This window comes from Cronbergia sp. UHCC 0137 (assembly GCF_034932285.1).
Classification (GTDB): domain Bacteria; phylum Cyanobacteriota; class Cyanobacteriia; order Cyanobacteriales; family Nostocaceae; genus Cronbergia.
Genome location: NZ_JAYGHC010000015.1, coordinates 76,987 through 102,900, shown reverse-complemented (window position 1 = coordinate 102,900; position 25,914 = coordinate 76,987). Strand labels below are relative to the sequence as shown.

Annotated in this window: 18 protein-coding genes; 12 read left to right on the top strand and 6 right to left on the bottom strand. The window is 38.4% G+C overall.

The window, feature by feature from the left end; all coding sequences use genetic code 11:
* Positions 1-9: 9 nt before the first annotated feature.
* Complete coding sequence (locus VB711_RS09735) at positions 10-1,014, bottom strand: J domain-containing protein (RefSeq protein ID WP_323285714.1); 1,005 nt, start codon at positions 1,012-1,014, stop codon at positions 10-12.
* 173 nt (positions 1,015-1,187) lie between these two features.
* On the bottom strand, positions 1,188-3,224 hold the full coding sequence (gene dnaK / locus VB711_RS09730) for a molecular chaperone DnaK (protein WP_323285713.1): 2,037 nt from the start codon (positions 3,222-3,224) through the stop codon (positions 1,188-1,190).
* 380 nt (positions 3,225-3,604) lie between these two features.
* On the opposite strand from dnaK, the gene VB711_RS09725 reads away from it, so the two are divergent.
* The 3 genes from VB711_RS09725 to VB711_RS09715 all read left to right on the top strand — a co-directional run bounded on the left by VB711_RS09725 (position 3,605) and on the right by VB711_RS09715 (position 8,008).
* Positions 3,605-4,252, top strand: a complete 648-nt coding sequence (locus VB711_RS09725) for a Uma2 family endonuclease (protein ID WP_323285712.1) — start codon at positions 3,605-3,607, stop codon at positions 4,250-4,252.
* Between the two features lie 48 nt (positions 4,253-4,300).
* Positions 4,301-4,720 (top strand): hypothetical protein, encoded by a 420-nt coding sequence (locus tag VB711_RS09720; RefSeq protein ID WP_323285710.1) that lies wholly within the window; start codon positions 4,301-4,303, stop codon positions 4,718-4,720.
* Between the two features lie 84 nt (positions 4,721-4,804).
* Complete coding sequence (locus VB711_RS09715; protein ID WP_323285709.1) at positions 4,805-8,008, top strand: WD40 repeat domain-containing protein; 3,204 nt, start codon at positions 4,805-4,807, stop codon at positions 8,006-8,008.
* A 61-nt stretch (positions 8,009-8,069) separates the two neighbouring features.
* On the opposite strand, the gene VB711_RS09710 is transcribed toward VB711_RS09715, so the two are convergent.
* Positions 8,070-8,624, bottom strand: coding sequence for a Uma2 family endonuclease (locus VB711_RS09710; protein WP_323285708.1), 555 nt, complete (start codon positions 8,622-8,624; stop codon positions 8,070-8,072).
* A 108-nt stretch (positions 8,625-8,732) separates the two neighbouring features.
* Positions 8,733-11,672 carry an excinuclease ABC subunit UvrA gene (gene uvrA, locus VB711_RS09705; protein WP_323285707.1) on the bottom strand — a complete coding sequence of 980 codons (2,940 nt, stop codon included), beginning with the start codon at positions 11,670-11,672 and terminating at the stop codon, positions 8,733-8,735.
* A gap of 271 nt (positions 11,673-11,943) precedes the next feature.
* Here uvrA and trmB point away from each other — a divergent pair, with 271 nt between their 5' ends.
* The 5 genes from trmB (at position 11,944) to VB711_RS09680 (ending at position 18,553) form a co-directional block, all read left to right on the top strand.
* Positions 11,944-12,588, top strand: coding sequence for a tRNA (guanosine(46)-N7)-methyltransferase TrmB (trmB, locus tag VB711_RS09700; protein ID WP_323285706.1), 645 nt, complete (start codon positions 11,944-11,946; stop codon positions 12,586-12,588).
* A 225-nt stretch (positions 12,589-12,813) separates the two neighbouring features.
* The gene (locus tag VB711_RS09695; RefSeq protein ID WP_323285704.1) at positions 12,814-14,256 is read left to right on the top strand and encodes a dolichyl-phosphate-mannose--protein mannosyltransferase; all 1,443 of its coding nucleotides are present in this window, start codon (positions 12,814-12,816) and stop codon (positions 14,254-14,256) included.
* 377 nt (positions 14,257-14,633) lie between these two features.
* Positions 14,634-16,931, top strand: coding sequence for an ATP-binding protein (locus VB711_RS09690; RefSeq protein ID WP_323285703.1), 2,298 nt, complete (start codon positions 14,634-14,636; stop codon positions 16,929-16,931).
* A complete protein-coding gene (locus VB711_RS09685) occupies positions 16,885-17,331 on the top strand; it encodes a response regulator (RefSeq protein WP_323285702.1) in 447 nt (148 codons plus the stop codon). The genes VB711_RS09690 and VB711_RS09685 overlap by 47 nt, the downstream gene beginning before the upstream one ends.
* 61 nt (positions 17,332-17,392) lie before the next feature.
* Positions 17,393-18,553 carry a hybrid sensor histidine kinase/response regulator gene (locus VB711_RS09680; protein ID WP_323285701.1) on the top strand — a complete coding sequence of 387 codons (1,161 nt, stop codon included), beginning with the start codon at positions 17,393-17,395 and terminating at the stop codon, positions 18,551-18,553.
* A 209-nt stretch (positions 18,554-18,762) separates the two neighbouring features.
* Here the strand turns inward: VB711_RS09680 and VB711_RS09675 are convergent, their stop codons facing one another.
* The gene (locus VB711_RS09675; protein ID WP_323285700.1) at positions 18,763-19,185 is read right to left on the bottom strand and encodes a DUF29 domain-containing protein; all 423 of its coding nucleotides are present in this window, start codon (positions 19,183-19,185) and stop codon (positions 18,763-18,765) included.
* 212 nt (positions 19,186-19,397) lie between these two features.
* Between VB711_RS09675 and VB711_RS09670 the strand changes: the two genes are divergently transcribed.
* A complete protein-coding gene (locus tag VB711_RS09670) occupies positions 19,398-20,450 on the top strand; it encodes a tellurite resistance TerB family protein (protein WP_323285699.1) in 1,053 nt (350 codons plus the stop codon).
* A 414-nt stretch (positions 20,451-20,864) separates the two neighbouring features.
* Here the strand turns inward: VB711_RS09670 and VB711_RS09665 are convergent, their stop codons facing one another.
* The gene (locus tag VB711_RS09665) at positions 20,865-22,382 is read right to left on the bottom strand and encodes a GAF domain-containing sensor histidine kinase (RefSeq protein WP_323285698.1); all 1,518 of its coding nucleotides are present in this window, start codon (positions 22,380-22,382) and stop codon (positions 20,865-20,867) included.
* Between the two features lie 253 nt (positions 22,383-22,635).
* On the opposite strand from VB711_RS09665, the gene VB711_RS09660 reads away from it, so the two are divergent.
* The 3 genes from VB711_RS09660 (at position 22,636) to VB711_RS09650 (ending at position 25,864) form a co-directional block, all read left to right on the top strand.
* Positions 22,636-23,787, top strand: coding sequence for a DegT/DnrJ/EryC1/StrS aminotransferase family protein (locus tag VB711_RS09660; RefSeq protein ID WP_323285697.1), 1,152 nt, complete (start codon positions 22,636-22,638; stop codon positions 23,785-23,787).
* A gap of 367 nt (positions 23,788-24,154) precedes the next feature.
* Positions 24,155-25,081, top strand: coding sequence for a cyanoexosortase B (crtB, locus tag VB711_RS09655; RefSeq protein WP_323285696.1), 927 nt, complete (start codon positions 24,155-24,157; stop codon positions 25,079-25,081).
* A gap of 60 nt (positions 25,082-25,141) precedes the next feature.
* Positions 25,142-25,864 (top strand): cyanoexosortase B system-associated protein, encoded by a 723-nt coding sequence (locus tag VB711_RS09650; protein ID WP_323285695.1) that lies wholly within the window; start codon positions 25,142-25,144, stop codon positions 25,862-25,864.
* Positions 25,865-25,914: the final 50 nt, after the last annotated feature.

The following is a 25,914-nucleotide window of genomic DNA, read 5'->3' as shown; positions in this document are numbered from 1 at the left end:
ATTTAGGTTTTAACCCAATAAATCACTACGGGGTTTAAAGGTTTCTATTTCTCGCAATTTTTCGTAAAGTTCCCGTTCTTCTGGGGTGAGGTTTTTGGGGGTGAGGATCTGAATTTCTACTAATTGATCACCGCGACTACCGTTTTCGCTGGGGTAGCCTTTATTGGCGAGGCGAAATCGTTGACCAGACCTAACTGCTGGGGGAATGGTCATTTTCACGGGTCCATCTAGGGTGGGGGCTTCTACTTGACCACCTAAAGTTGCTTCACTGGGGGTTACTGGTACTTGACAGAAAATATTAGCGCCTTCTAATTTAAACAAAGGATGGGGTTCAACGGTAATTTTTAAATATAAATCACCACCGCCAATGCCTTGATTTCGCAAGCGGATGGTTTGACCTGTTACCATTGCTGGGGGCATGGTTACTTCTAGCGATCGCCCATCTTCTAATCGTATCCTTTCGTTACCACCTTGATAAGCTTTTTCTAAAGGTAAAGTCAATCTAGCTTCAATATCTCGACGGCTGCTACGGGGTGGGGGAGTATTAACTGTATAGGAAACTTTGGTTCGGGGTGTGCGAAAGGGGTCGCTGGTTGTGGTATTACCTCCACTGGTACGAGAACTTTGGGGATTGTTGACACCAATAACTTGATTAATAAAACTTTCAAAATCATTAAATTCGCTGGGGTCTACCTCCTGTTTACCACTGCGACCATTGGGACGATTATCTTCCCAAACTTTAGTTTTTGGTGCTTGTTTACCACCGGCAAAGCCTTTTTGTTTCCAATGGCGGCTAAACTGGTCATATTGCGATCGGCGAGTGGGGTCAGAAAGAACTTCATAAGCCTCACCGACAATTTTAAATTTTTCTTCTGCTTCCTTATTTCCCGGATTGAGATCGGGGTGATATTGTCTAGCTAACCGACGATAAACTTTTTTAATTTCTTCGTTAGAAGCATCTTTAGATACTCCTAAAATTTCGTAGTAATCGCGGAAATTCTGCAAATTTTGCATAGTTTTTTATTTATCTTAAAAGTGTCATTAATTTAAGGAAGAGGGGATTGGTGATTGGTGATTGGTGATTGGTGATTGGTGATTGGTAATAAAAGATTTATTCCTCCCCTGCCCCCTGCCCCCTGCCTCCCCTGCCTCCTGCCCCCTGCCCCCTGCCTTTTGCCTCCTTTTAATTACAGCCAATCATCATCATCATCCCAATTATCTTGGTAGGTAGGACGTTTTCTAGGGGCTGGACGACTATCATAGGAGGGGGAACGATTGTCTCTGCCATAATCCCTGTTATAAGAATCCCGTTCTCGATAGGTTTCTCTGGAAAAATCCCTTTCCTTTTCTTTATCACCGGTAAAGATTTCACGGATTGCACCGAATAGATCTTCATCTTCGTCTTCAGCATAATACTGACGGACTTCTCGATTCAGTTCATACAAAGCATCTTGAAGATCCACATAAGCTTGATCTATAGCGCGATCGCTATTTTCTTTCAATCCCTCACGTAGTTGTCGGCAAATATTATCAATTCTTTGGCGACGGTTGCGGGCAAATTGCATCCCCATTTCTAAGGATACTTCCCTCAATTGCCGTTCTGCTTGTAAAATTAAAGCTTCGGCGCGAGTGCGTTTTTCTACCCGTTCTTTGCGTTCCCGGTCAACTTCTGAGTATTTTTGAGCATCTTGAATCATCCGATTAACTTCCGATTCGCTCAAAGTAGAAGCCCCTTGAATCGTGATACTCTGTTCTCTTCCGGTGGTGCGATCGAGGGCAGTCACCTGTAAAATCCCGTTGGCATCAATATCATAGGATACCTGGACTTGGGGAATACCTCTCGGTGCGGGGGGGATGCCATACAACTTAAACCGCCCTAAAGACTTGTTGTTGGCGGCCATTTCCCTTTCACCTTGGACAACGTGGATTTCTACGCTGTTTTGGTTATTTTCTGAGGTAGAAAAGATATCCGAGCGTCGTACTGGTATAGTTGTGTTACGGGGAATGAGTTTTTTCATTACACCGCCGATGGTTTCTAATCCCAAAGATAGGGGTGTGACATCTAACAACAGTACATCCTTGAGTTCCCCAGCCAAAATCCCCGCTTGAATAGCTGCACCAACCGCCACCACTTCATCAGGGTTGACGTTTTCGTTGGGTTCTATACCAATTAAATCTCTGACTAGCTGTTTTACCATCGGTATCCTTGTGGAACCGCCCACTAGTACAACTTCTTCAATATCTGCTGGCGATAGTCCGGCATCTTTTAACGCCCGTTTGACTGGTATTCGCACTCTGCTGATTAAGTCGCTGCAAAGTCCTTCAAATTGAGAACGTGTCAGACGGGTTTCGATGTGTTTGGGTCCATCCTCTGTAGCGGTGATAAAGGGTAAGTTAATATCAGTGATGCTGACGGCAGAAAGTTCTATTTTCGCTTTTTCTGCGGCTTCCATTAATCTTTGTAAAGCTTGGCGATCGCGTCTTAAATCTACCCCTTCGGTTTCTAAAAATTGTTCTGCTAACCAATCAACTATTTTTTTATCAAAATCATTACCACCAAGTTGAGTATCTCCACTGGTAGATTTAACTTCAAATACGCCGTCACCTACTTCTAGAATCGAAACATCAAAAGTTCCACCACCCAAGTCAAAAACCAAAATTGTTTCTGTATCACCTCGTTCTAAACCGTAGGCTAAGGAGGCCGCCGTAGGTTCATTGAGGATTCGCAACACCTCCAACCCAGCTATTCTGCCAGCGTCGCGGGTAGCTTGGCGTTGGGAGTCATTGAAATAGGCAGGAACAGTAATCACAGCACCAGTTACCGGTGTACCCAAGTAACGACTAGCATCATCTGCCAGTTTTTTGAGAATCATCGCCGAAATTTCTTCCGGGGCAAATTCTTTATTAAGACGGGGACAGGCGACTTTTATATTACCAATTTCATCTTTACGGATTGTGTAGGGTACACGCTTAGAATCTGGGTTGAGTTCACCATATTTACGCCCTATGAAGCGTTTAACGGCAAAAAATGTATTTTGGGGATTCAGGACGGTTTGTCGTCGCGCCATTTGCCCTACTACCCGTTCACCTTCTTTACTGAAGCCAACGACGGAGGGGGTTGTTCGCATTCCTTCTGCATTGGCAATTACCACCGGCTTGCCACCCTCCATCACGGCGACTACTGAGTTGGTTGTACCCAAGTCGATGCCGACTACCTTGCCCATGCGTTACTCTTCTCCTCAATAATGAAATGAAAATTGGACTAAACTACCTTTAGCTTGCTGCTGATGGTATGATACTCATCAAAGCACATAGGGCTGTAACCTTAGCTTGAGGTGTTACTTGCAAAACTAGGATAGCATTGACAAAGGTGAGTGTGTCTCAGTACCCTCAAAACTGTTAGTTTAATTGATCTTAGAAATATTTTAAACAATTGTAAATAATTGTAGGTCATGTTGGGGACTGGAGAACGCTGGACTAGCATCTCGTAGACAATCGCTCAATTTTAGCTCAATTTTAATTATCAGCCCCATGTCTACCAAACGGCAAAGTTTTTCTTCAAGCCAGACTAATTGCCCTTAATTAACTTAAAGGATTGGCAAAGATGTTATTGGAATTAAAGCGCATTCATGTACCACCAGGACAAAGAGTAGTATTAAAAGATGTCACTTGGCCAGAATTAGAAACAATTATTGAAGAATTAGGAGAACATCGTGCAGCCCGAATTGCTTATGATAGGGGAACATTAGAAATTATGGCTCCATTACCAGAACATGAATATGATAAAGAAATAATCAGTGATTTAGTTAAAGCATTGCTAGAAGAACTAGATCGTGAGTTTGTTAGTCTTGGCTCTACTACATTTAAAAATAAATTCATGGTTCAAGGTATAGAACCAGATCAATGTTTTTATATTAGACATGAAACTCTAATTCGCGGTAAAAAGCGATTAGATTTAACGATTGATCCTCCACCAGATTTAGCCTTAGAAATTGATATTACCTCCCGTACATATCCTCATATTTATCAAACTTTAAAAGTCCCAGAATTGTGGCAATTTGAAAAAGGCAAGTTAAAAATTAATATCTTGCAAAATGGTATTTATGTAGAATCTCAGTCAAGTTTAAATTTTCCAAATTTACCTTTAATCGAAGTTATTCCCCAATATCTTGAAAAAAGTATGACAGCAGGTAGAAATGCAACAATTAAAGCTTTTCGGATTTGGATAAGACAGCATTTGTCGATAATTTAAAAACCGAAAACAATTATTTATTTTTGTACACATTATTAAGGATTAACGATGGAACCTATTTCTCTGATTATTGCTGCTTTAGGGGCTGGTGCGATCGCTGCTGCTAAGGATACCGCCGGAACTGCCGTTAAAGATGCCTATCTGGGTTTAAAAACCTTGATTAAAAAGAGGTTTGCAGAACAAGGAAAAACAGATTCATCCACAATTTTAGATAAATTTGAACAGAAACCAGAAAAAACGAAAGCTCTTTTAGAAGATGAGTTAACAGAATCGGGGCTTGATCAACTCGAAAAGGATGACGAAATTATTCAGTTAGCTCAAAGTTTACTCAATCAAGTTAAAGAACAGCCCGGTGGACAGCAAATTATTAACCAAAATATCAGTAACGTCAAATATGCAGCCACCTCTGGTTCTGGTAATGCTAGTATTAGTGGGATCACAGAAAAAGGCACGTCAAGGGAAGAATAGCCCTGGCGACTAGAAGTCGCGGCTACACAAACAAAGTCCGCCTACGCGGACTAATTGAGGATTTAAAACCCACGGTGGCTGTTAATGTCTGAACAAAGGGAGATTCAACAAAATATTACAGGGACTGAATACGCAGCTACCTCAGCAACTGGGGATGCAACTATCACCATCACCAACTACTACTATCGAGAAGAAGCAAAATTAGCCCCTGCAGATTCTACTGGTGCTGTTGATGAAGATATACCTTGTCCTTATCGGGGTCTGTTTCACTTTGGACCCAATGATGCTGAATTTTTCTTTGGACGGGAAATATTTATAGACAAACTTGATAAATGCACTAAAAACAGTAATTTTATTCCCGTGCTAGGTGCTTCAGGAAGCGGTAAGTCTTCGGTGGTACTAGCTGGATTAGTCCCTAAATTGCAAAAAGAGGGTCATTGGCAGTTTACACACTTCCGTCCTGGTTCTGATCCTTTTCAGGCGATCGCTCTAGCTCTTGTCCCTCTTTATACACCCAACCTAGATCAAACAGAACAAATTTTCCAATCCCGCAAGTTAGCTGATTACTTGCAAAATGCCTCTGTGCCTCTAGCTGATATTTTTGCTAAAATTCACCAAAATCACCCTAATTACCGGCTGTTACTGATTGTAGACCAATTTGAAGAAATTTACACCCTCTGTCACAATCAGGAAATTCGCCGCAAATTTCTCGATTGTTTATTAGCTAGTTTAGAAACCCCTACTTCCCTATCTTCATCAGCTACCGTGTTAGTAACAACAATGCGGGCAGATTTTTTAGGAAATGCTCTTTCCTATCGTCCCTTTGCTGATATCTTGCAAAATGCGGACATCAAGTTGGGACCAATGAATCGGGAAGAACTAACAGAAGTTATTGAAAAACCTGCCGAAAAATTAGGGGTGAAATTTGAAACAGGACTGGTAGAACGCATTTTAGATGATGTGCAGAATCAACCTGGCAATTTGCCTTTGTTAGAGTTTGCTTTAACTGAATTGTGGAACAAGCGAACAGGTAAACAATTAACTCATAAAACCTATGAAGAAATTGGTCAAGTAGAAGGTGCATTAGCTCGTCATGCTGATGAGAAATATGGCAATTTAAAAGATGAAGAGAAGGAAAAAGTCCGGCGGATTTTTATTCAATTAGTACGTCCAGGTGAGGGAACAGAAGATACAAGACGTATAGCCATGAAAGCAGAATTAGGGGATGAAAATTGGTTTTTGGTAAAACAATTGGCTGATGCTCGGTTAGTGGTGACAAGTCGCAATCTTACCAGTCAAGAAACAGTGGAAGTAGTTCATGAAGCTCTGATTCGGAACTGGGGAGAACTGCGAGAATGGATGAATACAAACCGTGTTTTTAGAGCTTGGCAAGAACGACTGCGTTCAGCAAAGGGACAATGGGAAGCAACGGAGCGAGATTCGGGTTCATTGTTGCGTGGTGCAGCATTAGAGGAAGCAGAAGAAAAACTGAAAGAACGCTCAGAAGATTTAATTGATGAGAAAGAATTTATCGAGCAGAGTATCCAAGAACGCGATCGCCTTAAACAAGCTGAAGCACAACAACGACAACGAATTATTCAATGGCTTTCTGGAGGTTTATTAGCAGTTTCAATTTTAGCTGGTTTAGCTCTCTGGCAATGGAAATTAGGAGAAGATGCACGCACAGCTACAAGACTTGAATTAGAAGGTGTAAATTCTCTCAATAAATTTGACGCTGATCAAGATATAGAATCGTTACTTTTAGCAATACGATCTGGTAGAGATTTACAAAGCAAAGTAAATAATAGCCGTCCTTTAAAAGATTATCCTGCCGTTAGTCCAATTTTAGCTTTGCAAACTATCTTAGATCGCATTCAAGTTAAAAATCAAGTTAAAGCTTCTCAAAATTCTGATTTATTAAAAAATTTCTCAAATAAATCTGCTTTAAAAAATAAATTGGCTGATTTTAACACAGGTCATGGAAAGAGCATAATTATCTATAATCCTGACATACCTAATTTTATCACATTAGGAGAAAATGGGACAATCCGATTTTGGCAATCACCGCAACAACCAATAAATACTGCTTTTAAAATCACTGATTCTTTTGATATTAATAATTTTCAAGAATATGAAAAAATATGGTTTAGTCCTAATTTACAAATAATTGCCGTCAGAAATTCATCTGAGGATGGCAATAGTGATGTTAGTTTTTGGGATGTAAATGGTACAAAAATCGGAAATTTTGGTAGTAATCAGATATTTTCTGTTAGGAAAGTAATTTTTAGTCAGGATGCCAAAAATATTGCTGTTTTAGAACAGTGGGATGGTGGTGAAGGCACACAAATTTTACACTTCCTGAAATATATTGACTCAAATCAGATTATAAATACTTCTCAATCTATACTTAGTTATTATGGAGAAATAAAATTTACTCAAGATGGAGAAAATATTCTGACTGGAGAAGTATCTGAATATCAAGACTTTATTCAAATTTGGAAATCACAGCCAGAATTACAAATTGTAGCAGTTCCAAAAGAGACATCAAGAAAAATTCTGGGTAATAAATATTTTAATAGTGAGGTAGATGATTTCATTTATCCATTATGGGCTGATGGCAAGGTTGAACTGGAATTAGGAAATAAACAAATAGTTGAATTAAAAGGTCAAAAAAATTGGTTTAATACGGTTATATTCAGTCCAAATAAACAACATATTGCCAGTTTAAGCGAAGATGGAAAAGTTAGATTTTGGAATTTATCTGGTAAATTGGTAGAAGAATTAAAATCTTCTCAAACTAAAATCAGCAAAATAATTTTTAGTCCCGATAGTCAATATATTGCGACTGTAGATGATAGCGGCTTGATGATCAGACAAGTAGGATCTAATTACAAAATTATCGCTCAAATTAAAGGACAACAAAGCTGGTTTTTTAGCATTAGTTTTAGTCCCGATGGGCAGAGAATTGTAGCAGGAAGCACTACTAACAGAATGGTGAGAATGTGGGATTTAGCAGGGCGTAAACTTGCTGAATTAAAAATTACAGATCCACGAGTTTTTGCAAAAATTAATCGGAGATTGAGTACAGGAGATGGATATTCTCTCAACGTGGGTTTTACTGTTGATAGTAAATATATTGTCATTGATACTTACATAGAGAATCCTATCCTACTCTGGAAAGTAGAAGGATTAGATGATTTATTAACGCGCGGCTGTAATTGGTTAGATGCTTATCTCAAAAATCCTGATATTAGTGAAAGCGATCGCTATCTTTGTCAGGGAATTTGAAAAAATAAGGGTAGCCAATAGTAAACATTATAGACAACAGGGTTTCTATTTTAATGGTAACCTACTCAAACACAGGTGGCCATATTTCAGAAATCGCCACTTCCCAACCAGGAAATAACTCAACAATCGTTAACTTATCATCCCCGGTCAAAACTTCAACATCACCATTGGGACGATAAACACTCACAGTTAATTCATCTGGATTAATTAAAATTCCTATTCTTGCACCTAACTCTAAAAACAACTTAACTTTATCTTCTAACTTAGAAATTCTATCTGTTTTTGATTTTATTTCCACAACCAAATCAGGGACTAAATTACCAAAATCTCTTACCGTTCTTTTTAACCTTTCCGCAGCTACAAAAGAAACATCAGGTGCGCGTAAATCTGTATTTGGCATAATAAAACCACCACTTGAGTCAAATATCCGTCCAAGTTTCCGGGGATTAATCCATAATTTCAGCAAAAATATTAACTCGGCCCCAATTTCACTAGATTCAATATCCGATGGACCCATAACTAAAATATTCCCCTCTTGCAATTCAACTTGATAGTCATCCTCATCTTCCCTTAATTTTTCTTGGAGCCTTTCTACATCTTCAATGGTGAGAGTCATATAAATTTCCAGATTTCCACTACTTTATATATTACTCCAATTCTCTCCGCGCCTCCGCGCCTCTGCGTGAGACAGCCAAAAATCCCTGTAAATCCAAAAAATCCTGATTTAGACAGTTACCGGATACTGTTGCAACACCTGGCGTAAATATTCCCCAGTGTAAGATTTAGGATTTTTCGCCACATCTTCTGGTGTTCCCACTGCAATTATTTCTCCTCCTTTATCTCCCCCTTCTGGACCCAAATCTATTACCCAATCAGCACAACGAATTACATCTAAATTATGTTCAATGACTAAAATTGAATTCCCCTTATCAACTAATCTTTGCAAAACATCCAATAATTTATGGACATCGTAAAAAGATAAACCTGTTGTTGGCTCATCTATTAAATAGAGTGTCTTTCCTGTGGCACGTCTAGATAACTCTGTCGCTAACTTCACCCGTTGCGCTTCTCCACCAGATAAAGTAGTTGCAGGTTGTCCTAACCTGACATAACCCAAACCAACATCAAATAAAGTTTGTAATCTAGTTACAGCTTTGGGAATATTTTGACAAAATTCTAAAGCTTCTTCAACAGTCATGTTGAGAACATCAGAAATTGATTTATCTTTATATTTTACCTGCAATGTTTCCCGGTTATATCTCGCACCTTTACAAACTTCACACTGTACATAAACGTCGGGTAAAAAGTTCATTTCAATGACATTTACACCTTGTCCACTACAAGCTTCACAACGTCCACCTTTAACATTAAAAGAAAATTGTCCGGGTTTATAACCTCTGGTTTTCGCTTCTACAGTTTGGGAAAATACGTCACGAATCACATCGAACACCCCTGTATAAGTTGCAGGATTAGAGCGAGGAGTTCTCCCAATGGGTGATTGGTCAATCACAATGGCTTTATCAACGGCATTTAATCCTTTGATTTCTTCCATTCCTTTGGGTAAAGGAGCTTTTTTCAACAGGTGATGTTGTAAAGCTGGATAAAGTAATTCATTAACTAAAGTAGATTTCCCTGAACCAGAAACACCTGTCACAGCAACAAGTTTTCCCAAGGGAATTTCTACATCTATATTTCTTAAATTGTTCTTTTGAGCATTTTTAATTACTAAATTGCGTCCGTTACCTTCCCGGCGTTGGGAGGGAGTATGAATTACTCTCCTACCTGATAAATAAGCACCTGTTAAAGAATCTTCTGCATCTAATAATGATTGTAAATCTCCTTGGGAAACAATATGTCCACCATGAATTCCTGCACCGGGTCCAATATCAACTATATGGTTAGCTGCGCGGATGGTTTCTTCGTCATGTTCAACTACTATTAGGGTATTTCCTAAGTCCCGTAATTTGGTTAAGGTTTTTAATAATTTACCGTTATCTCTTTGATGCAAACCTATACTGGGTTCGTCTAAAACATAGAGAACTCCTGTTAAACCAGAACCAATTTGTGTGGCTAGTCGAATGCGTTGGGCTTCTCCACCAGAAAGGGTCATGGCTGGACGATCCAGGGTGAGATAATTTAAACCGACATCTAATAAAAATTGCAATCTGGCTTTAATTTCCCTTAACACTAAATCGGCTATTTGGGTTTGCCGATCGCTCAGTTTCAATTCTTCCACTCTTTCTCGACAATCGCGAATGGAAACCGCTGTTAAATCTAAAATTCCATATTGTCCCAACTTCACTGCTAAGGCTTCCGGTTTTAATCTTTTTCCCCCACAAACTTCGCATGGTTGATCAATTAAATAATCTTCTAATTTTTGTTTTACCAATTCCGAACCACCCTCATATTGCCGTTGTAAGGTGGGAATTACGCCTCTAAAATTTTGTTTCCTGCCTTCAGTGGTTTTTCCTTCTTCTCCATACAAGATAATTTTTTGTTGCTCCTCTGTCAGTTGACTCCAAAAGGTCTGTAATTCAAACCCGTATATCTGTCCCAAACTATAAAGTAACTCTAAATAATAGGAATTATCCTTTTCTGACCATGGTGCGATCGCTGTATAAATCGGTGTTTCTGGGTTGGGTACTACCAACTCCGGCGCGAATCTCCTCAAACTACCCAAACCATGACAATGGGGACAAGCACCATAGGGAGAATTAAAAGAAAACAATCTTGGTGATAATTCCTCCATTACCGCACCATGTTCTGGACAAGCAAAGTTTTCAGAAAACACCATTTCTTCGGGTAATTCCTGTGAGGAAATAGTTGCATTTTCTGGGTCGGTTATGTTATACTTACTATCACGTCGCTCCAGCGTTACCTTATCGGATGTATCTTTTAATACTTCAATTATAGCAATTCCGTTAGATTGCTGAAGGCAGGTTGAGAGAGAATCTACCAAACGCTCCTGAATACCGGACTTTTTAACCAATCTATCAATAACCAGTTCAATAGTGTGGGTAATATTTTTATCTAACTCAATGGAATCAGACAGTTCTCGAACCTCTCCATTGACCCTGACGCGGACAAATCCTTGGGCTGCTAAACTAGATAAAAGTTTGCGGTGAGTTCCCTTTTTACCACGAACCACAGGGGCGAGAATTTGGAACCGGGTGCGGTCGGGTAGTTCTAAAATGCGATCGCACATCTCGTCGATAGTTTGGGGAGCAATACAGCGATCGCAGATGGGACAATGGGGTTCACCGGCTCTACCAAACAACAGTCGCAGATAATCGTAAATTTCTGTCACCGTCCCCACAGTGGAACGGGGGTTATGAGAAGTTGATTTTTGATCAATGGAAATCGCCGGACTTAAACCTTCAATGGCTTCCACATCCGGTTTATCCAACTGTCCCAAAAATTGACGAGCGTAGGCGCTGAGAGATTCCACATAACGACGCTGACCTTCAGCGAAGATGGTGTCAAAGGCCAAAGAAGACTTACCCGAACCAGAAACGCCAGTAAATACAATTAGGCGATCGCGTGGCAACTCCAAATCAATATTTTTGAGATTATGCTGCCTAGCACCTCGAATCCGAATTGTATTTTGGCTGTTGCTGGGGTGGGGAAGATGTTCGTTTAAGGATGCTGCTAGGTTTTCTGACATATTGACAGGCTGAAGGAATGTTGCACAGTGAAATAGCTTTCAATAATACTATCTTTACTCAAGTTATAATAGGGTATCAATCAACCTAATTTCCTACCCAGGACATCATCCTATATTAGAACGCAGATAAACGCAGATAAACACAGATAAAGGGAGAAAATCAAAACACGATACTTTTAAAATAAGATCCTCTAAATCTTAAAATCCTGGATATCCTGATTTAGATAAATAATCAAGTCGTATTATAATTTTACCTCAAGGAGTATTGATTTTGCCATTGATCCGAGTCCGTCAACACGTTAACCCACTAGCTAAAAAGTATCAAACACCAGCCAATCCCCTAGAATGGGAGAAAATATATACACAACCACAACAACAACTACACCTAGATATCGGTTCTGCTCGGGGAAAATTTATTTTACAGATGGCTCAATTAGCACCGAACTGGAATTTTTTAGGTTTGGAAATTCGAGAACCTTTGGTGGTTGAAGCAAATAGATTGGTTTTGGAGTTGGGTTTAACGAATTTACACTATCTGTTCTGTAATGCGAATAATTCTTTAGAACCACTTTTATCTTCACTACCACTAGGAGTATTACAGCGTGTAACAATTCAATTTCCTGATCCTTGGTTTAAGAATCGTCATGCAAAAAGGCGTGTAGTACAACCAGAATTAGTCAAAGAATTAGCCAATTATTTATCTATTGGGGGGGTTGTGTTTCTCCAATCGGATATAAAATTTGTAGCAGAGGAAATGCGCGATCGCTTTGCGGAACATCCGGCTTTTGAGAAAGTTGGTACAGAAACATGGTTAGCGGAAAATCCCCTACCTATTCCCACAGAAAGAGAAACTGGTGTTTTATCGCGGGGTGAACCTGTTTATCGAGCTTTATTTACCAGAAGACCTCTTGCATAAATACTTTGGTGTTCCCAAGAATATTCTTGAAAAGCTCACGCAATCGCGCAAAGACGCAAAGAAGAATTTGAAAATCACGACTTTTGCAAGAAGTCTAGAGTAGATGGTTAAGTTTTTTAGTTACATAGCTGTTGTTATTTCTAAATAACTGAGAAAAATTAATTGTGCATTTTTGAATTATCAGAAATCACTGTATTGTTCCCCAATCACCAATCACCCATTCTAATGACTAAAAACTGGTTCAGAGTCGGAATGTTAGCGATATTCATTCTTTCATTCAGTTTACGTTTTTGGGGACTGAATAGATTTAACACTTTAGTATTTGATGAAGTTTATTTTGCTAAATTTGGGAATAACTATCTTACTCATACACCATTCTTTAATTCCCATCCACCACTTAGTCAATATATTATTGGAATCGGGATTTGGCTTTCTCGTTATTTTCACTTTTGGCAAGATCCAGTAAATAGTCTCACAGGTTCTTTATTATCCCCTTGGAATTATCGCTGGACAAATGCCTTAATCGGTTCATTTATTCCCTCAATAGTTGTTTTATTAACTTATCAGTTAAGTTATCGACGCAGCTTTGCTTTATTAGCAGGGTTATTCACAGCTTGCGACGGTTTATTTTTAGTAGAATCGCGTTATGCTTTAAGTAATGTTTATATTATCTTTTTTGGTTTACTAGGACAGTGGTTTTTATTATTAGCTTTAGCAAATAAAAAACGTTGGTTATGGCTAGTTTTAGCCGGAATCAGTTTTGGTGCTTCAGTTGGAACTAAATGGAATGGTTTATGGTTGCTTGCCGGTGCTTACTGTCTGTGGATATTAGCTTGGGTAATTCGCTTTCTACAATCTGGTATTTCATCTATTTTCAAAAATTCATTTTCTAATCAATTACCAATACAAAAACTTACAGAAATTAACGCGATTCAAAAAATATTTTATTTGGGAATTATCCCAGCATCAGTTTATAGTCTGATTTGGATTCCTCATTTACAACTTGATAAAACTTATGGATTTATAGCCGTTCATCAACAAATGCTAAAGTTTCACCTCCAGTTAGGTGGTAATAGTTCTAGCGTCCATCCTTACTGCGCTGCGTGGTACAAATGGCCGTTAATGACTCGTCCTATGGCTTATTATTACCAAACTACTCAAAATATTCAAGATTCTCTACCTGTCTTGGGTCCTCCTTTACCTCCTGGTACAGGAAAAATAATTTATGATGTCCATGCAATGGGTAATCCTATTTTATGGTGGTTTGGTGTCGCAGCTATAGTATTTTTGGTAGGAATGCTATTAGGAAAAATTTTGGTATATAGGATCATCCAAAAGCGGTTTTTTCTACCTGAGAAATTAAGTGTCGATACGTGGATTGCATTGTTTTTAGTCATCAATTACGCTGCAAATCTATTACCTTGGGTAAAGGTAAATCGGTGCGTTTTTATTTATCATTATATGGGTGCAGTCATATTTGCGTTTATAGCGATCGCTTGGTTTGTCGATCAATGTCTCCATAGCTATTATCGCATAATCCGTGTTCTTGGTGTGACAATTACCTTCACTATCATCGCTGCATTTATCTTCTGGATGCCCATTTATTTGGGTTTACCCCTCTCCCCTCAAGACTATCAATTACGAATGTGGTTTAAAAGTTGGATTTGAATTAAAACTTCATATAACTACATATTTCAAAAAATTAGTTAATCACAGATTTTTACATTTCTTATCTGTATATTAGGCAGCAGACTGTTAGACTATAACAGACTAGCAGATTAGGGAAACTGTCTTTCAGACGACTGAGTAACCACAATAGATCAATCAGCATCACAATATAAATAAACTCAATAGGAGTGGCAATTTAGACTTAAACAAAGTGGTGATGAATGATAGAAAAGATTTTCATTTTTGACTTAGATAAATAAATAACTACAGCGTCCCCCTTGTTTTCAAAATATCTGCGAGTTAGTGAAATACAACCACCAAAAAGACTTAATCAAGTTGATTAATAGTCTTGATTTAGATTATCAAGGAAAAAAGGGATGCAAACAGATTTAAAACTGCAAAATATTAATGTAATTAGCTTGAAAGAAGCACCAATTCATCTTTCTAGCCAAATTCAACCCCACGGGATTCTGTTGGTTTTAGAAGAACCAGAATTAAGAATATTACAAATTAGCAATAATACTTTTAGCGTTTTCGGAACGACTCCCGAAAATATGCTAGGCAAAAAGTTAGAAGATTTAGTAGATCCCTACCAAATGGAGGGAATTAAAGCCGGGTTATTACAGCAAAACCTAGATTTTATTAACCCGACAAAAATCTGGATTAGAAAGAAAGGTGATGAATATACCGTATTTGATGCTATATTTCACCGCAACCCTGAAGGAGTTTTAATTTTAGAATTAGAACCAGCTATTTCCCAAACAAATATTCCCTTTTTAAGTTTTTATCACTTAGCAAGAGCCTCAATTAATCGTTTAGAAAGCAGCAAAAACCTCCGGGAATTTTGCCAAATCATCGTCCAAGAAGTACGTCAAATGACCGAATTTGATCGGGTGATGCTTTATAAATTCGATGAAGATGGACACGGTTCTGTAGTTGCAGAAGCCAAAATAGACGCATTAGAATCTTATTTAGGTTTACATTATCCTGAATCAGACATTCCTCGACCAGCTAGAAAATTATTTGTTTCCAACTCCATTAGATTAATCCCGGATACAAATTCTCAACCAATCCAACTTTTTCCTATCAATAATCCCGTAACTGGACGTTCAATTAATTTAACAAACTCTCATCTCAGAAGTGCCGCAAATTGCCATATAGAATATTTGCACAATATGGGTGTCGGTGCTTCTTTAACCATCTCATTAATTAAAGATCAAAAACTTTGGGGATTAATTGCTTGCCATCATCAGACCCCTAAATTTGTTTCCTATGAATTGCGGAAATCTTGCGAATTTTTAGGAAGAGTTATCTTTGCAGAAATTTCTGCTAAAGAAGAAACAGAAGATTATGATTATCGGATGAATTTGACCCATATTCAATCATTGTTAGTTGAATATATGTCTCAATCCGATCATTTTATTGATGGGTTAGTCAAAAATCAACCGAATCTTCTAGATTTAACTAATGCTCAAGGTGCGGCTGTTTGTTTTGGGGGAAATTACACCTTAATTGGTGAAACTCCGAAAGAAGAAGAACTAAACTTTTTAGTGGAATGGTTAAAGCATAATATTGAGGACGAGATATTTTATACAGATTCTCTTCCCAGTCTTTATCCAGATGCAATAGGGTTCAAAAATTATGCCAGTGGGTTGTTAGCGATTCCTATTTCCCAACGCAATTATGTTTTATGGTTTCGACCAGAAGTAATTCAAACTGTGAATTGGGGTGGAGATCCTAATAAGGCTTTTGAAGTTAATCAATCTCAGGGAAATTTACGTCTGTGTCCGAGAAAATCATTTGAACTGTGGAAAGAAACGGTTCGTTTAACATCTTTACCTTGGCAATTTGTAGAAATCAAAGCAGCTTTAGAATTACGAAAAGCCATTGTGAATATTGTGCTGCGTCAAGCTGATGAATTAGCTCAATTAGCTGAAGATTTAGAACGTTCTAACGCAGAATTGAAAAAATTTGCTTATGTTGCTTCCCATGACTTGCAAGAACCACTTAATCAAGTAGCCAATTATGTGCAACTGTTAGAGATGCGCTATCACGAAGAACTGGACGCAGATGCTAAAGAATTTATTGGCTATGCAGTCGAGGGAGTGAGTTTGATGCAGACCTTGATTGATGATGTGTTAGCATATTCTAAAGTCGATACGCAAGCGATCGCTTTCCAAGTCACAGAAGTAGATACAGCATTACAACGGGCTTTAAGCAACTTACGCAAACGCATTTCCGAAACAGGAACGATCATTACCCATGACCCCTTACCCACCGTCATGGCTGATTCCACCCAACTAATGCAGCTATTTTTGAACCTGATTGGTAATGCGATCAAATTCCGTAGTGATAAACCACCAGAAATTCATATAGGAGCAGAGAGACTAGAAGATGAATGGTTGTTCTCAGTGCGCGATAATGGAATTGGCATAGATCCACAATTTAGCGATCGCATTTTTATCATTTTTCAACGCCTGCATACAAGAGATGAATATCCTGGTACAGGTATGGGTTTAGCCATTTGTAAAAAAATTATCGAATGTCACCGGGGACGGATCTGGGTAGAGTCAGAAATCGGCCAAGGTGCAACTTTCTACTTTACCATTCCAGCCGGAGGACGTGAGCGTGACCGTAGAAACGGAAGAAAAACAGAGAATCATCTTTTTAGTTGAGGATAATAAAGCCGACATTCGCCTGATTCAAGAAGCATTAAAAACTAGCTCTTTACCCCATCAGGTAATCACCGTTAGAGATGGTGTGGATGCAATGGCTTATCTCCGTCAAGAAGGTGAATATGCTGATGCACCACGCCCTGATTTAATCTTATTGGATTTGAATTTACCCAAAAAAGATGGGAGAGAAGTATTAGCGGAAATTAAAGCCGATCCCAAACTAAAACGTATTCCCGTTGTCGTCTTAACAACTTCCAAAAACGAGGATGATATTTTCCAAAGTTATGACTTGCACGTAAACTGTTACATCACTAAATCTCGTAACCTCACCCAACTATTCCAAATTGTCAAGGGAATTGAGGAATTTTGGTTCTCCACCGCCACTTTACCTTTAGAGTAGACGGTGGGGAAATGGGAGGTAGGAGACTCAATATTTAGAGGGGGGATAAAACCAAAAAATTATGGCTGTGAGCTACTCAGTAAAAATCTTGTTGATTGAGGACAACTTGGCAGAAGCTCGGTTGTTACAAGAGTTTCTCAAGCAAGCCGCATCTCAAGAATACAATTTAGTTCATGTACAGCGATTGCGAGAGGGAATAAATCAACTAAATCAACATAATTATGATGTAATTTTGTTAGATTTAACCTTACCAGATAGCCAAGGATTATCATCATTACCTTTATTAATTAGTAAATCTCCTAGTACACCAATTGTTGTTTTAACAAATACAAACGATGAAGAACTAGCAATTGAAGCTGTACGAGAAGGAGCGCAAGATTATCTAGTTAAAAGGCAAGTTAATTGTGATGTGTTAGTGCGATCGCTCCGTTATGCAATAGAACGAAAACAGGTTTTAGAATCATTACGCACAGTCAACCAAGCATTAGAAAATAGAGTAGAAGAAAGCACTGCTGAATTGGTAAAAGCACAAGAATTATATCAGTTCAAATCAGAATTTGTCTCTATGCTTTCCCATGACATCCGTAATCCCCTAAATACTATTCTCTTAGCTGCGGGACTACTACAAAACAATGATGATAAATTAAGCAAAGAGAAAAAAACCAATCATTTGCGGATGATTCGTACTGCTATCAAAAATGTTGCTCAGTTATTAGATGAAGTTTCATTTATTGGTAAAGCTGAATCTGGTAAATTGCCATGTCAACTTACACATTTTAATATAGAATGTTTTTGTCATCAAATACTAGAAGAAGTACATTTAACTGCTTTAGAAAAAAATGTGAGAATAGATTTCACCAGTGTTGGTAAATTTGGTGATGCTTTTTGGGATGAAAGTTTATTACGACATATTTTAGGTAATCTACTCAGTAACGCCATTAAATATTCTCATTCTGGTGATCAAGTAAAAGTCGAATTAATTGCTGAAGAAAAAAAAGTAATTATCCGAGTTCAAGATTGGGGAATTGGCATTGAAAAACAAGATCAAAAACGCCTATTTCAAGCCTTTCACCGGGGTGAAAATGTGGGAAGTATTGCCGGCACAGGCTTAGGATTAGTTATTGTTAAAAAGTGTGTGGAAGCACATGGAGGTGAGATAATAGTCAATAGTCAACAGGGAGTGGGTACAACATTTACCGTTACCCTACCTTTAAGGGTTTAGTAAGCCTCTTTAGAGGGTGTTTTAAAAGCTTTGGGCGAATATAATAGAGCCTCCGGCTCCCGTAAGGGATACGCTACTACACAGGCAAAGTCCACCTGCGTGGACTAATGAAAAAATGGTTTGTTAACCCGCGCAGACGGGTTTAGTTTGTATAGCCGCGACTTCCAGTCGCCAAGGCTGTAATAAATTAGACTTTTGAAACAACCTCTTTAAAACTCCCAATTCAGCACTTGTTCCACTGTAAAAGGACATTCGGTGGGAAATATATCTATTGGATTTTGAGTTTCCTTCGCTGCATCCCTACGTGCGCGACGATAATATTTATCTATCCATTCCGAGTCTGCCAAAAAACGTTGCAAACTAGGAGTATCTTCCAAACAATCCTGAATTTTAGTTCGACAGTTCGAGATAGTGTTATCCCAACTTTTAGTTTTGCGTTCTGGTTGATACTGACATTTGAGTAAGTGCATTAACAACACTTGCAGGTAACTTCCCAGTTCCTTTTGTTCACTCCGTCCCAATGTTTCTAGTTCCTCAACCAAATTTTCCACATCCAACTCAGTCCAGCGTCCATTCTTGAGATATTCAGCCTGTTGCTGTGTCCATAGCAGAAAGTCTGTTGTTTTACTCATCAACGGTTCGCTAACTCTTAACTGCTAATAAAATTTTACTACAAACAAGTACAAAACCTCATTTCTCTGTGAACTCTGTGTCTCTGTGGTTAGTTTATTCCGTAACTTGTGCATAAGTCCTAAAGTATCTGCTCAAGAAGGTAACTTAACATTGCTAAACTAACTATTATTACTTGAGTGATCACAAAAATTCATTGAGGGAGATGGCAATTATGAAGAAGTATGATAAGGTATTTAACTCAGAAAAACGCTCTAAAGAATCACTGAGTCCAGAAGAGGCCGTTGCAGCGATCGCTGTCATTACCGCCTTAGTCGATTCTACCGTAGAAGACGTAGATGCCGAAAGTTTAACCGATATTCTCTGGGAATTTGAGGTTTTTGACGAATATTCAGAAGATGATATGGTGGAAATAGTGTATCGGCTAATAGCGATCGCTGAAGCTGAAGGACTAGGCCCTCTATTTAACACCGCTAGTGCCAGTCTCTCAGATGAACTGGTGCTGGATGCCTTTGCTGCTGGGGTGATCATGGTTTTAAATGACGAAGACCTGACAATTCCTACCCAAAAACAGCCTTATATTAAAAAACTACAGGCAGCTTTAGAACTGGAAGAAGAGGAAGCGGAGGAAATTATCAAAGAGGTAATTGCCGCTTTAGAAGAAGATGATGATGAAGAATATCCAGAAGACGAATATCAAACAGTCTTATTAGAAGATATTGATCAGCAGGTGTATCAATCACCTATGGGTAATTTTATTGTTCCCATACCAGTTACTTCCGAACAGGGAGGCAAAATTCAAAGTCAATCAGGAGTAGTCAGATTTTCTGATGATTTTGATAGTTTATTGAGAATTGATTATTATCCCTTTTCACCAGAACAAATTGAGGAAATAGAATCTCAAGGAAAGGAAAATTATCTCAAATCAATTCTTGAAGATAAATATGTACCTCAAGCCATATTTGCTAATTTACCAGAAGCTAGTATTAAGTCTAGCGAATACCTCAAAGATATCTGGCATGGTTCTTACTACGTGTTAGTTGATATGCCCCAAGGTTCGACAATTTCCAAACTAGACAATAACGGTTCTTCTGCCAGATTAGATGCTTATAGAGGTTTATTAGCCTTGATTAATCAGGATTTTTTATATGTAGTTAGTAGCCAACGTAGCTTTTTAAAAGGAGATTCTCCTGGTTCTATTGCAGAAGAATCTGAGAATATCAAGGAAAGTATTTTAAAGTTTGTTGATACAATTGAGTTTACCTAACTGCACATTTTAACCAATAGAGACGTTCTATAAAACGTCTCTACATAGGGTTTGATGAAAAAGTCTTTTCATTAGGGCTAGGAGTCAGGAGTCAGGAGTCAGGAGTCAGGAGTCAGGAGGAAGAATTAGAAGAAGAGAAGAATATACTTGAATCTGGTCAAGTGATAGATTTTTGGTAGTTTCAACGCTTATTCCTTGCACCAGACTCACCTTTTCAACCTTCAAACTCTTGATATATCTAAGTTTTAGCTTTATTAAGCAAGCCCTACATAGGGTTTCCAGAAATAGTCTTGAATCTGGTTAATTGAATAATTTTTAGTAATTTCAACGCTTTTATTCACCAAGCTTTAAATAAACTATATTCTATAAAAAAACTCAAGATAATCAAAGCTGTTAGCCCAACTGATTATTTTTTTAACTAAATACTTGAGAGGGAGTTGGCAATTGTATTGGTAAAGAAAGCACATAACGATAGCCTGAGTTTGTTGAACCTTGCATTACAACTTCTCCACCGTGTAGTTCTGCTAAACGGCAACTAAGCAATAAACCAAGTTTTTCACGAGACAAATTATTAGATAATTGGGCTAATTCTTCATCTAAATCATTGATGATAATATCTGAATGATTATCACTCAAATTCTCTAACTTCTCTAAGGTGGTTGATAATTTAGTTCTAGTTTCTGAATTAGTTTTGTAATCTGCTGCATCACCGACAATTTCCATCATTGGTAAGGTATTGATGTGAAAATAAGTATCAACTTCAGTAATACCATCTCCTAACCACGGATGAGAAACCCAAACTGTAATGCAAAGAGTATCTTGTTTATAAGAAATATGGATTCTCACAATGCTACCCGTAGCAGAAAGTTGAATCACGCTGAAAACTAAATGGTACACCATTTGCCGCACTTTGTCTTTATCTAAAGAAAAAATCCGACTGCGACCTGGTTCTATAGATAGACGAATATCTTGTTCACGACGACTTGCTATTTCTTCTAAAGTTTTGATCGCTTGTTGACATAACATTTCGATGTCTACAGAAACTAAATTCAGCACGTATGCACCTTCATCTATTACTCCTAATTCGGTAATTTCATTGATTAAGGAAAGCAAGTATCGTCCACTATGTTGGATAATTTCTACATATTCTTTCTGTTTGGTTGTTAAAGTCCCATAAATTTCACGACCCAGGACACTAGCCATACCAAGTACAGATGTTAAAGGTGTCCGTAACTCTTGAGTTAACTGTTCCAAGAGTTGTAACTTTACTAACTTAGTAGGCTCTGAGTCTTTTTCTAAAATTGGTGAATTAATTTTCTCCGCTTTGAGTGATAAGCTAGAAGTGCGTCTGACAGAAATTTTTTCTTGCTGATTTTGTAACAATCGGTTACGCTCAAATTCACTCATGCACCAACGAGCGATGATTTGCAAAAACTCAACATCTCGTTCCGCAAAATTCCGTGGCTTGCGATCCATTACTGCTAATGCACCTAAGCAATTTCCCTCAGCATCAATCAGTGGCACTCCCAAGTAAGAACGGATACCATAATTCAGAACCAATTTACTAGCACTCATCACTGGATCTGTAATATCTTTCGTGTCATTAATAACGACCAACTGAGCATTTTCTACTACTTGGCTACAAAAAGATTCTCTCCGTGGTAGTTGGCGAGTTTGTGCCAAATCATTCATTAGTCCTAATCTTGATAAGCCTATGGATGATTTAAACCAGTGAAGTTCTTGATCGATAAATCCCAAAATAGAAATTTCTGCTGCCAAAAAGTGAGCAGCGGTTTGAGTAGCTTCTTCAAAGACTGGAATTGTTTCTGAACGCCGCAAATTTAGTTCTAACAATACTTTGAGCCGTTGTTCTTCTTTTGTTGTTAGAGAGATATTAGTATCCGAAAATAGCTTTTGTTTAGACTGTACCATTAGCAGTGCTACCTTGATAATTAATCAATACTGTATTTTATGATTATGGGTTGAATATTTTCTTTTTTTCAGTATTCCCTCATTTAGCCTCCTAATCAACAATTTATTAACTCAACTGTATAAAATTCCAAACTTCATAAAAATTTTACTACTTTTTCATAATTTAGATTCAGACAATAAATTACGCTGAAATCAGAATATGTTAAACCAGGCAAGATAGTATTTTGATACTTAGTTTTTCCAGAGCCAGAAAATGAATCAATTGCCGATCAGGATTCCTTTTGTAGATTTAAATTTACAACACCGACCGATAGAGTTTGAGTTGCAACAGGCAATACAGGAGGTTTTAAACAGAGGTGATTTTATTTTAGGGAAGGGACTTTCAGATTTTGAAACTGCCTTTGCAAGTGCTTGTGGTACAGAATACGGGGTTGGGGTGGCATCTGGTACTGATGCGATCGCTCTTGGGTTGCAAGCTTGTAATATTGGTATCGGTGATGAAGTAATCTTACCAGCAAATACCTTTATAGCAACTTTAATTGGAGTTCTCCGGGCTGGAGCAAAACCAATTTTAGTTGACTGTCACCCAGAAACAGCCTTAATTGACTTGGAAGCAGCTACTAAAGCCATTACAGCACAAACTAAAGCAATTATACCAGTTCATCTCTATGGTCAAATGGTATCACCACGGCAATTGCTAGATTTAGCCGATACCTACAAACTACTAATTTTTGAAGATGCAGCCCAAGCACACCTAGCGGAACGGGAAGGATATCGTGCTGGTTCAGTGGGAATAGCCGCAGCCTTTAGCTTCTATCCTAGCAAAAATTTAGGTGCATTTGGGGATGGGGGGATGTTGGTGACAAGAGATGCTGATGTGGTGGCAAAAATGAGGTGTTTGCGGAATTATGGGGCATCACAAAAGTATGTGCATATTGAAATCGGGACTAATAGCCGCTTAGATAGCTTACAAGCCGCAGTGCTGCACCAAAAATTACCTTATTTATCGCAATGGAATAGCGATCGCTTAACCCTTGCCCAGCAGTATGATCTAGAACTAGCACCCTTAGCATCTGCTGGTATTATCCCCATGGAAAACCAAAGTTCTACAGGTCATGTTTATCATCTTTATGTAGTCAAAGTTAAGGATACCTTTCCCCTAAAACGTCAGCAACTACAAGATCACCTCACCGCAGGAGGTATTCAAACAGGTATCCACTATCCAATTCCCTGTCATCTACAACCAGCATTGGCCTATCTAGGTTATCAACCAGGAGACTTTCCTATAACTGAACTACTAGCAAAACAAATCCTATCCTTACCCATCTACCCAGGCTTAAAAAATACCCAAGTTACAGAAATCGCCACTACCATCAAATCAAGTTGTATAGCAGTTAGCACCTGAGAAGAAAAACAATCTTGATCAAATTATGATCAATACCACAGGGAATTAGGGAAATACAAGTAGGGCTTCTACAAGATTAGGACTTACACAAAAATCGCTCAAACTCTTATTTCTCTGTGTTCTCTGCGCCTCTGCGGTTAGTTTTCCCATAAATCCTAAAAATTACAAAAAACCTAGATTTGTAAAGATTGGAGTATCCCTTTTATGTATCAACTTAAAGTAAAACCTATTATAGGACTCCTAAATGATTTCTAAATAAATCTCAGTATTGTAGGGTGGGCTATGCCTTACAAAACCCGCAGATTATCGGCAATGTCCAACCTACGTGTATGTTCAAAACTCAAATAGGAGTCAAATATCAAAGATCATGCTAGTAAAATCACGAATTACCAATAAATTACCCACAGAGCTATTCAACCTAAGCATAATTAGTATCTTATTACTACTCTATGCCCCCCTAATATGGCATTGGTTTGATGGGTGGCTGCACAAAAACATTAGTACAGAACATGAATATTTCAGCCACGGAATCATCGGTTTACCCTATGCCGCTTATCTAGTTTGGATATACCGAAAAAAATGGCAACGTTTACCAACAATAAACCATCCCTTTAGTTTTTTTATATTATTAATCGGGGGAATTTTTTATGTAAGTGGTGTTACCGACTGGGTTAACCTTTCCTTACCCATCATCCTAGCCGGACTATGCCTATCCTTCAAAGGAATCCCCGGCCTAAAGATGCAAATATTTCCCCTCCTCCTAGTATTTTTAGCAACCCCAACAGCATTACCTTACCTCATAGCGCCCTATACCCTTCCGCTGCAAAGCTTTATTGCTGGTACAGCAGGTTTTATCATCAACCAATTTGGTATGGCAGTAACAGTTGAAGGTATTAACCTCTATGTTGGGGGAAGAATAGTAGAAGTTGCCCCCTATTGTGCCGGATTAAAAATGTTATTCACAACCCTCTATGTTAGTTTGATGTTGCTTTATTGGACAAATACCTTATCTTATCGTCGTCTAACCCTGACTTTTTTATCAATGTCCATAACCATTAGCGTCACTGCCAATATCATTCGTAATACCATACTCACCTTCTTTCATGGTACGAACCAAGATACAGCCTTTGCGTGGCTGCACGATGGTTGGGGTGGTGATCTGTACTCTGGGTGTATGCTTTTATTATTAGTTCCTTTATTAAACTGGCTCAGTAATTATATTGCCATAGAGCCAGAAAACCACCTAAAAAAAGAATCTCAAGATACACTACCTAACGTACAGAACTCCCCATAAAATCCCATATTTCCTTTCTCTGTGTCCTCCGTGCCTCTGTGGTTAGTTAACAAAACACTTATGATTTCCTCACTTGCATTTCTCAAAAAACACCAATGGAGACAGATAGCAGTGCTTGGTTTACTCCTACTAATACTAGGAATAGGAGCAATCCCCGGATACCTAACAGGCAAATGGCAATGGAAACAACCACCATCTCTCACCAATCTCCAGTCATTAAAACATCTCCGTGATGTAGGATTAGATATTCCTGGTTGGAAAACTATTGAGCAGTCAGTACAACCCATTGGTGAACATAAATGGTCTTTACAACTAATTCAAAAACAAGACTCGTCAAGTCAAGCTATACTACTTTTGTTACCGCAAAATGGATTAAGAGATCAACCAGAAGTCGAGTGGACAGAAATTAACAGTTGGGGGAGGATAAATAGGGGAAAGTGGAATTTAGCACAGTACCGCTCTGCTAATTTTACTGTTAAAAAACCAGAAAAATTAAATACAACAGGTGAAATTAAGATAGAAGCTAGATTTTTTCGTGTTACTACACCACAAGAAACCTTTGCTGTATTGCAATGGTACGCAATGCCAGATGGTGGTAATCAATCACCTTTTAAATGGTTTGTGGCAGATCAATTAGCACAATGGCAAAAAAGACGGGTTCCTTGGGTAGCTGTGAGCATTCTCCTACAAATTGAACCATTGGGACAAGTGGAACAATTTTGGGCAGAAACACAGTCTCTTGGTGCAACAGTTCAAACAGCTTTAATGGCAGGAGTTTTGTAGTGTATGGCTAATTAACAAAAAACTGTTCCTTTATTTAACCTACTAATACT

Excerpts from the sequence above, each read along its gene's own strand:
- crtB (WP_323285696.1), top strand. The coding sequence starts at position 24,155 with ATGCTAGTAAAATCACGAATTACCAATAAATTACCCACAGAGCTATTC.
- VB711_RS09670 (WP_323285699.1), top strand. The coding sequence starts at position 19,398 with ATGAAGAAGTATGATAAGGTATTTAACTCAGAAAAACGCTCTAAAGAA.
- VB711_RS09660 (WP_323285697.1), top strand. The coding sequence starts at position 22,636 with ATGAATCAATTGCCGATCAGGATTCCTTTTGTAGATTTAAATTTACAA.
- VB711_RS09720 (WP_323285710.1), top strand. The coding sequence starts at position 4,301 with ATGGAACCTATTTCTCTGATTATTGCTGCTTTAGGGGCTGGTGCGATC.
- uvrA (WP_323285707.1), bottom strand. The coding sequence starts at position 11,672 with ATGTCAGAAAACCTAGCAGCATCCTTAAACGAACATCTTCCCCACCCC.
- VB711_RS09735 (WP_323285714.1), bottom strand. The coding sequence starts at position 1,014 with ATGCAAAATTTGCAGAATTTCCGCGATTACTACGAAATTTTAGGAGTA.
- VB711_RS09695 (WP_323285704.1), top strand. The coding sequence starts at position 12,814 with ATGACTAAAAACTGGTTCAGAGTCGGAATGTTAGCGATATTCATTCTT.
- VB711_RS09725 (WP_323285712.1), top strand. The coding sequence starts at position 3,605 with ATGTTATTGGAATTAAAGCGCATTCATGTACCACCAGGACAAAGAGTA.
- dnaK (WP_323285713.1), bottom strand. The coding sequence starts at position 3,224 with ATGGGCAAGGTAGTCGGCATCGACTTGGGTACAACCAACTCAGTAGTC.
- VB711_RS09690 (WP_323285703.1), top strand. The coding sequence starts at position 14,634 with ATGCAAACAGATTTAAAACTGCAAAATATTAATGTAATTAGCTTGAAA.
- VB711_RS09680 (WP_323285701.1), top strand. The coding sequence starts at position 17,393 with ATGGCTGTGAGCTACTCAGTAAAAATCTTGTTGATTGAGGACAACTTG.
- VB711_RS09710 (WP_323285708.1), bottom strand. The coding sequence starts at position 8,624 with ATGACTCTCACCATTGAAGATGTAGAAAGGCTCCAAGAAAAATTAAGG.
- VB711_RS09675 (WP_323285700.1), bottom strand. The coding sequence starts at position 19,185 with ATGAGTAAAACAACAGACTTTCTGCTATGGACACAGCAACAGGCTGAA.
- VB711_RS09715 (WP_323285709.1), top strand. The coding sequence starts at position 4,805 with ATGTCTGAACAAAGGGAGATTCAACAAAATATTACAGGGACTGAATAC.
- VB711_RS09665 (WP_323285698.1), bottom strand. The coding sequence starts at position 22,382 with ATGGTACAGTCTAAACAAAAGCTATTTTCGGATACTAATATCTCTCTA.
- VB711_RS09650 (WP_323285695.1), top strand. The coding sequence starts at position 25,142 with ATGATTTCCTCACTTGCATTTCTCAAAAAACACCAATGGAGACAGATA.